Annotated in this window: 8 protein-coding genes and 1 rRNA gene; all 9 read right to left on the bottom strand. The window is 38.4% G+C overall.

All coding sequences use genetic code 11. From position 1 onward, the window contains the following. Positions 1–124, bottom strand: a 16S ribosomal RNA gene (locus tag WAX78_RS24685); the annotation flags it as partial. Between the two features lie 288 nt (positions 125–412). Then, positions 413–1,912, bottom strand: coding sequence for a lysine--tRNA ligase (lysS, locus tag WAX78_RS24680; RefSeq protein WP_336484629.1), 1,500 nt, complete (start codon positions 1,910–1,912; stop codon positions 413–415). 164 nt (positions 1,913–2,076) lie between these two features. Continuing rightward, positions 2,077–3,075: a tRNA dihydrouridine synthase DusB gene (gene dusB, locus WAX78_RS24675; protein WP_336484628.1), complete on the bottom strand. Its 999-nt coding sequence runs from the start codon at positions 3,073–3,075 to the stop codon at positions 2,077–2,079. A gap of 23 nt (positions 3,076–3,098) precedes the next feature. Continuing rightward, on the bottom strand, positions 3,099–3,302 hold the full coding sequence (locus WAX78_RS24670; protein WP_154713024.1) for a helix-turn-helix domain-containing protein: 204 nt from the start codon (positions 3,300–3,302) through the stop codon (positions 3,099–3,101). Then, positions 3,254–3,769 (bottom strand): 2-amino-4-hydroxy-6-hydroxymethyldihydropteridine diphosphokinase, encoded by a 516-nt coding sequence (gene folK / locus WAX78_RS24665; protein ID WP_336484627.1) that lies wholly within the window; start codon positions 3,767–3,769, stop codon positions 3,254–3,256. Before folK ends, WAX78_RS24670 begins: the two co-directional genes overlap by 49 nt. Further along, complete coding sequence (gene folB, locus WAX78_RS24660) at positions 3,766–4,128, bottom strand: dihydroneopterin aldolase (RefSeq protein ID WP_336484626.1); 363 nt, start codon at positions 4,126–4,128, stop codon at positions 3,766–3,768. The genes folK and folB overlap by 4 nt, the downstream gene beginning before the upstream one ends. Positions 4,129–4,133: 5 nt before the next feature. Further along, positions 4,134–4,958 (bottom strand): dihydropteroate synthase, encoded by an 825-nt coding sequence (gene folP, locus WAX78_RS24655; RefSeq protein ID WP_413789239.1) that lies wholly within the window; start codon positions 4,956–4,958, stop codon positions 4,134–4,136. Between the two features lies 1 nt (position 4,959). Then, entirely contained in the window at positions 4,960–5,832 is an 873-nt protein-coding gene (pabC, locus tag WAX78_RS24650; protein WP_336484624.1) for an aminodeoxychorismate lyase, read from the bottom strand. After that, positions 5,826–6,413 (bottom strand): aminodeoxychorismate/anthranilate synthase component II, encoded by a 588-nt coding sequence (pabA, locus tag WAX78_RS24645; RefSeq protein ID WP_336484623.1) that lies wholly within the window; start codon positions 6,411–6,413, stop codon positions 5,826–5,828. The genes pabC and pabA overlap by 7 nt, the downstream gene beginning before the upstream one ends. Between the last annotated feature and the right edge of the window lie 2 nt (positions 6,414–6,415).

Here is a 6,415-nt window from a genome sequence, read left to right as displayed (position 1 = left end):
TACGTGTTACTCACCCGTCCGCCGCTAACTTCTTAAGAGCAAGCTCTTAATCGGTTCGCTCGACTTGCATGTATTAGGCACGCCGCCAGCGTTCATCCTGAGCCAGGATCAAACTCTCCAATAAAGTGTTTGTCTAGCATCATAAATAAAAATTGACGTTTCACGTTGTTTGTTTCGTTCAGTTTTCAAAGAACTTATCTGCCGCTCGAAGCGACTTTAATAATATAACATTTCGTTTCTTTTCTGTCAACAACTTTTTTCTTTCAAAGTTGTTTTCCTCGTTGCCGTTCGTGACAACGAATATAAATATATCAGTTCACGAATTAAATTGCAATAGTTTTTTCAATAAAATTTTTCACCTTATAAAATAGTATAAAAATAATAAAAAAAGCTTTGGAGAAAACTCCAAAGCTTAGTCTTGTTTATGTCTCATCGCCGGGAATAGTAATACATCACGAATAGATGGAGCATTCGTTAATAACATAACTAGACGATCAATACCGATTCCTAGTCCACCTGTAGGAGGCATACCATACTCAAGAGCTTCAATATAATCATCATCCATCATATGCGCTTCATCATTACCTTGTTCACGCTCTTTTAACTGCGCTTCGAAACGTTCTTTTTGATCAATTGGATCATTTAATTCTGTAAATGCATTCGCATGTTCACGAGCCACAATAAATAACTCGAAACGATCTGTAAAGCGCGGATCTTCTTCATTCTTTTTCGCAAGAGGAGAAATCTCCACTGGATGACCATAAACAAATGTAGGTTGAATTAAATGCTCTTCTACTTTTTGCTCGAAGAACTCATTAATAATATGACCAACTTCCATTGTATCCTTAATTTCTACACCATGCTCTTTTGCTAACGCGCGAGCTTCTTCTACGCTCATCGGGCTCCAGAAATCCGCTCCAGAATATTGTTTGATTGCATCTACCATGTGCAGTCTTGTCCACTCTGGCTCTAAGTTAATTTCATATTCACCATATTGAACTGTCGTTGTACCTAACACTTCTTTCGCAATATGAGCAACCATGTTTTCTGTTAGCTTCATGATATCTTTATAATCTGCATATGCTTCATATAATTCAATCATCGTAAATTCCGGATTATGACGAGTTGATACACCTTCATTACGGAATACACGACCAATTTCGTATACTTTCTCTAATCCACCTACAATTAGGCGTTTTAAATGCAACTCAATTGCAATACGCATGTAAAATTCCATATCTAATGCATTATGGTGCGTAATAAACGGACGTGCAGATGCTCCACCTGCAATAGCATGCAACATCGGTGTTTCTACTTCAAGATAACCATTGTTATCTAAATATCTTCTCATCTCACGAATGATTTTACTGCGAGTTACAAACGTTTCACGGCTTTCCATGCTCGTAATTAAATCTAAGTAACGTTGACGGTAGCGTTGTTCAACGTCTTTTAATCCATGATATTTATCTGGAAGTGGACGAAGAGATTTCGTTAATAAAGTAAAGCCAGTTACCTTAACTGAAAGTTCTCCAACTTTTGTCTTAAATACTTTACCTTCAATTCCTACTAGGTCACCTAAATCCGCTGTGTTAAATAGTTCGTACTGCTCATCACCAACCGTATCTTTACGAACGTAAATTTGAATTTGTCCATGTAAATCTTGAATATGCGCAAAACCAGCTTTTCCTTTACCGCGTTTTGTCATAATACGACCAGCTATAGAAACAGGGATTTCTTTCTCTTCTAATTCTTCTTTAGAAATTTCTCCGTACAAGCTTAATAATTCTTTTGTTGAATGTGTACGTTCAAAACGTTTACCAAACGGATCCATTCCTTGTTCTCTTAAGTTATGTAGCTTCTCGCGACGAACGAGCAATTGGTCATTTAATTCTTCGTGGTTCATGTTATCCATGGTATTGATATCACTCCAGCTCTATTAAATTTTATAATATATATAGTATAGCATTTTCTATCCAACTAGAAAAACTGCCAGCAACAAGCTGGCAGTTCTTATTTCTTAGACGTAATTATAGGTAGTGAGAAAAGGAATGTCAAACACCCTTTTAATCACCATCATTATCCAATCTGAACAGATTCTTGTTTCGCTTCTACCTCTTCTACAAATGCTGTCAGTAAAGAGGCAAGGTCTGCACGAGTATCACAACTATTAATTTCATTACGCACTCTTGCATTACCACGAACACTCTTTAAATACCACGCAGCATGTTTACGCATTTCTCGAACTGCAATGTTTTCATTCTTTAGATCAATAAGACGATCTAAATGCAGCATACATACATCAATCTTTTCACGCACAGATGGCTCCGGCATTAATTCACCAGTTTCTAAATACTTTACTGTACGATAAATCATCCATGGATTACCAAGTGCTGCACGGCCAATCATTACACCGTCTACACCAACTTCATCTAACATACGCTTTGCATCTTGCGGCGTTTCCACATCACCATTTCCGATAACAGGAATATTGACAGCTTGTTTTACTTGCTTAATGATATTCCAATCCGCTTTTCCTTCATACATTTGAACACGAGTACGACCGTGAACTGCGACTGCCTGACCACCTGCACGTTCAACCGCTTGAGCATTTTCAATCGCAAAAATGTGATCTTCATCCCAACCGATACGCATTTTTACTGTAACCGGCTTCTGAACTGCGTCTACTACCGCCGCTACCATTTCGTACACCTTATTCGGATCAAGCAACCACTTTGCACCCGCATCACATTTTGTGATCTTCGGTACCGGACAACCCATATTAATATCAATAATATCTGCCGTTGTATTTTTATCTACATATTTCGCCGCTTCTACAAGCGTTTCTTTTTCCCCGCCAAAAATTTGCAGACTTAATGGCTTTTCTCTCTCATCAATATATAACATGTCCAGCGTTTTTTGATTGTTAAATAAAATCGCCTTATCACTTACCATTTCCGCACATACTAATCCTGCACCAAATTCTTTTACCGTTAAACGGAATGCAGAGTTACATACTCCTGCCATTGGCGCTAGCACAACCGGATTTTTCATTTCAATGTTTGCAATCTTTAACACTTGATTACCTTCCTTCGTTATTCCTACTTCGGCATTAATTCTTCTATCGAAACTTTCAATGTCTTCGCAACTTCTATAACGAAATCCTGAGACGGAACTCGATTCCCTCTCTCTACTTCACCTAAAACAGATACAGATACCCCTAATTCTTTCGCAAATCCTTCTTGTGTATAGCCTTTTAATTTACGAAAAGCGCGAATGCGTCTTCCCCATTTCTCTGCTTCCATACCGTTACTCCCTCTCGCCTTTTCATTTCTTCTACTTGTGAACGTGAAATGTTTCGGTTAATTTCTTGATTAATTTCCATCAACGGAACGATAACAAAAGCTCTTTCAAACATCCGCGGATGCGGAACAATAAGATTCTCTGCTTCAATATCTTCGTGATTATAGAGCAAAATGTCAAGGTCAATGGTACGGGGCCCCCATTTAATTTCCCTTTTTCTTCCTAGTTCATTCTCCACTTTTTGCGTCACCATCAATAATTCTTGAGGCAATAAATTGGTAGCAACTTTTATAACTAAGTTTAAAAATTGCTCTTGTTCTGTATATCCAACTGGATCCGTCTCATAAACAGATGATACATCCTCAACTTCAATAGCCGGATGCTTATGCAACAACTCTATCGCTTGTGATAAATACATATGGCGATCATCCATGTTCGAACCCAAAGCAATATAAACTACATTATTCATGAGCGCCCTCTCTCAATCTCAACCGCCACCGCACGGTAATGTCCTGGAATTGGCGGATCTGGTTTAATAACTTTTACAATACAATTCATAATGCAATCGTACCGTTCTAATATATCCCCCGCAATGTTTTCTGCAATACTTTCCACAAGCTTATATGTTTTCTCTTCTACAACACTTCTACATAACTCGTATAACTCTCCATAATTTACAGAATGCTTTAAGTCATCAGTTGTTCCTGCTCGCTTTAAATCTAACTCTACAGTTAAATCTACCTTAAATCGCTGCCCCAACTTATTTTCTTCAAGGAATACACCATGGTAACCGTAGAACTCCATATCATGAACAAAAATTTTATCCAAACCTTTTACCCCCTTAACATAGCATCCATCATTTTCGCCATACGGGACATCTCTTTCACATCATGCACACGTACAATTTCACAGCCTTTTTGAATGCCAAGACAAACTGTTGCACCTGTTCCTTCTAAGCGTTCTTCTACTGGCAAATCTAACGCATGACCAATAAATGATTTTCGAGATGTTCCGAGAAGGACTGGATATCCCAACAATTTTAATTGCTCTAGATTCCGCATCACTTCTAAGTTTTGCTCAAATGTTTTCGCGAATCCAATGCCTGGATCTAAAATAATATTTTCATCTCGCACACCTGCACGTTTCGCGATTGTAACACTTTCATATAGGTCAGCAATCATATCTGCCATGAGATTTCGGTAGTTTGTATTATCACGATTATGCATTAAAATAATTGGCACGTCGTAATGCGCCGCTACTTCCGCAATTTCCGGTTCTGCTTTCGCACCCCAAATATCATTAATAATATGGGCTCCAGCTTCAATGGCTTGTTTTGCAACCTCCGCTTTATACGTATCAATAGATATGGGTACATCTACCGCTTCCGATACAGCTCGGATTATTGGTAAAACACGTCGCAATTCTTCTTCTGCTGACACTTTAGCAAAACCAGGACGAGTAGACTCTCCGCCAACATCAATAATATGTGCTCCATCGATTACCATCTCTTTTGCATGGCGGACAGCCGCTTCCACTTCATTATAATTACCACCATCAGAGAAAGAGTCAGGTGTAACATTCAAGATCCCCATAATGAATGTCTTTTCGTTTAAATTCAATACATGTTTACCACATTGCATCTCATAACTCAATTGCATATTAACCATCTCCTCTTAACAACTCATTTCGACCCCAAAGTCTTTCACGGTATGTTTCATATACACGTATAAGCTGGTTTGTAACAAATCCCTCTTTACCTGGAAAATGTACTTCTCCGATACAACGAAGCGGCACAATTTCCTGGATAGAATTTGTAACAAACACTTCATCAGCCGAAAGTAACTCTTCTTTTAAGAATAATCCCTCTCTCACCTCAAGCTCCAACATTTCAGCGGCAGCTAATATAAAAGCGCGAGTGATCCCATTTAAAATTCCAGTCTGTAATGATGGTGTATACAATATGTCATTTTTCACAAAAAAGAGGTTCGAAACAATCCCTTCCGCAACATACCCCTCTTTCGTAAGAAAAATCCCTTCTTTCGCAGTTGTATTCCCAATCTCACGTTTCCCTAAAATATTATTTAAATAATGATGTGACTTTAAACGAAATTCTCCTTCTGGTGTATTACGAATTTGCCTTAAAATTACCCCTTCTTTTTCCACTACATCTCCTGGAGCTTGTAAAGGCTTTATAAAAACGATAATAGAAGGTTCTTCGTAAATCTCCGTCTGCAAGCCGATTTCGCCACTACCTGCAGACACATTCAAACGAACATATGCATTTTGCAAATGATTCCTTACAATTAACTCTTTTAAGATGCTTTTTACATCGTCTTTTGTCATTTCCCATGCAATATGCAACGACGAAAGAGCGGTCATAAGCCGCTCATAATGATCATCGAATAAGAACGGATGTCCGTTGTAGATACGAAATGTCTCAAATACGCCAAGACCATATAAATATCCATGATCGTACGGAGAAATTTTAGCTTCACTCGCCTCAACAAATGAACCGTTCACATAAATTAGCATGTAGCAGCACTCCGGCTATAATTACGAATGAAGTTTTGCAGCAATTCCTTACCATGGGAAGTCATGATAGATTCCGGATGAAACTGTACCCCTTCAATCGGTAATGTTTTATGACGAAGGGCCATAATTTCTCCTTCTTCTGTCCAAGATGTTACTTCCAGGCACTCTGGTAATGTTTCTTTTTTGACAATTAGAGAATGGTAACGCGTTGCTGTAAACGGATTGGGAATATCATTAAAGATTGTTTTCCCATCATGATGCATTAAAGATGTTTTCCCATGCATGAAACGATCTGCACGAACAACATCTCCCCCAAATACTTGAGCAATCGATTGATGTCCTAAACAAACACCAAAAATCGGGATTTGTCCTGCGAAATGGCGAATCACATCCATACTTACCCCAGCTTCATTTGGGCTGCACGGTCCTGGAGAAATCATTAAGAAGTCCGGCTGCATTTGTTCAATATCTTTAATTGTAATTTCGTCGTTACGCTTGACGATAAGTTCCTGTCCTAGCTCTCCAAGAAATTGCACTAAATTAAACGTAAAGGAATCATAGTTATCAATCATTAATATCATTT

This window comes from Bacillus yunxiaonensis (assembly GCF_037104695.1).
Taxonomy (GTDB): domain Bacteria; phylum Bacillota; class Bacilli; order Bacillales; family Bacillaceae_G; genus Bacillus_A; species Bacillus_A yunxiaonensis.
This window is presented reverse-complemented; position numbering and strand designations above follow the sequence as displayed.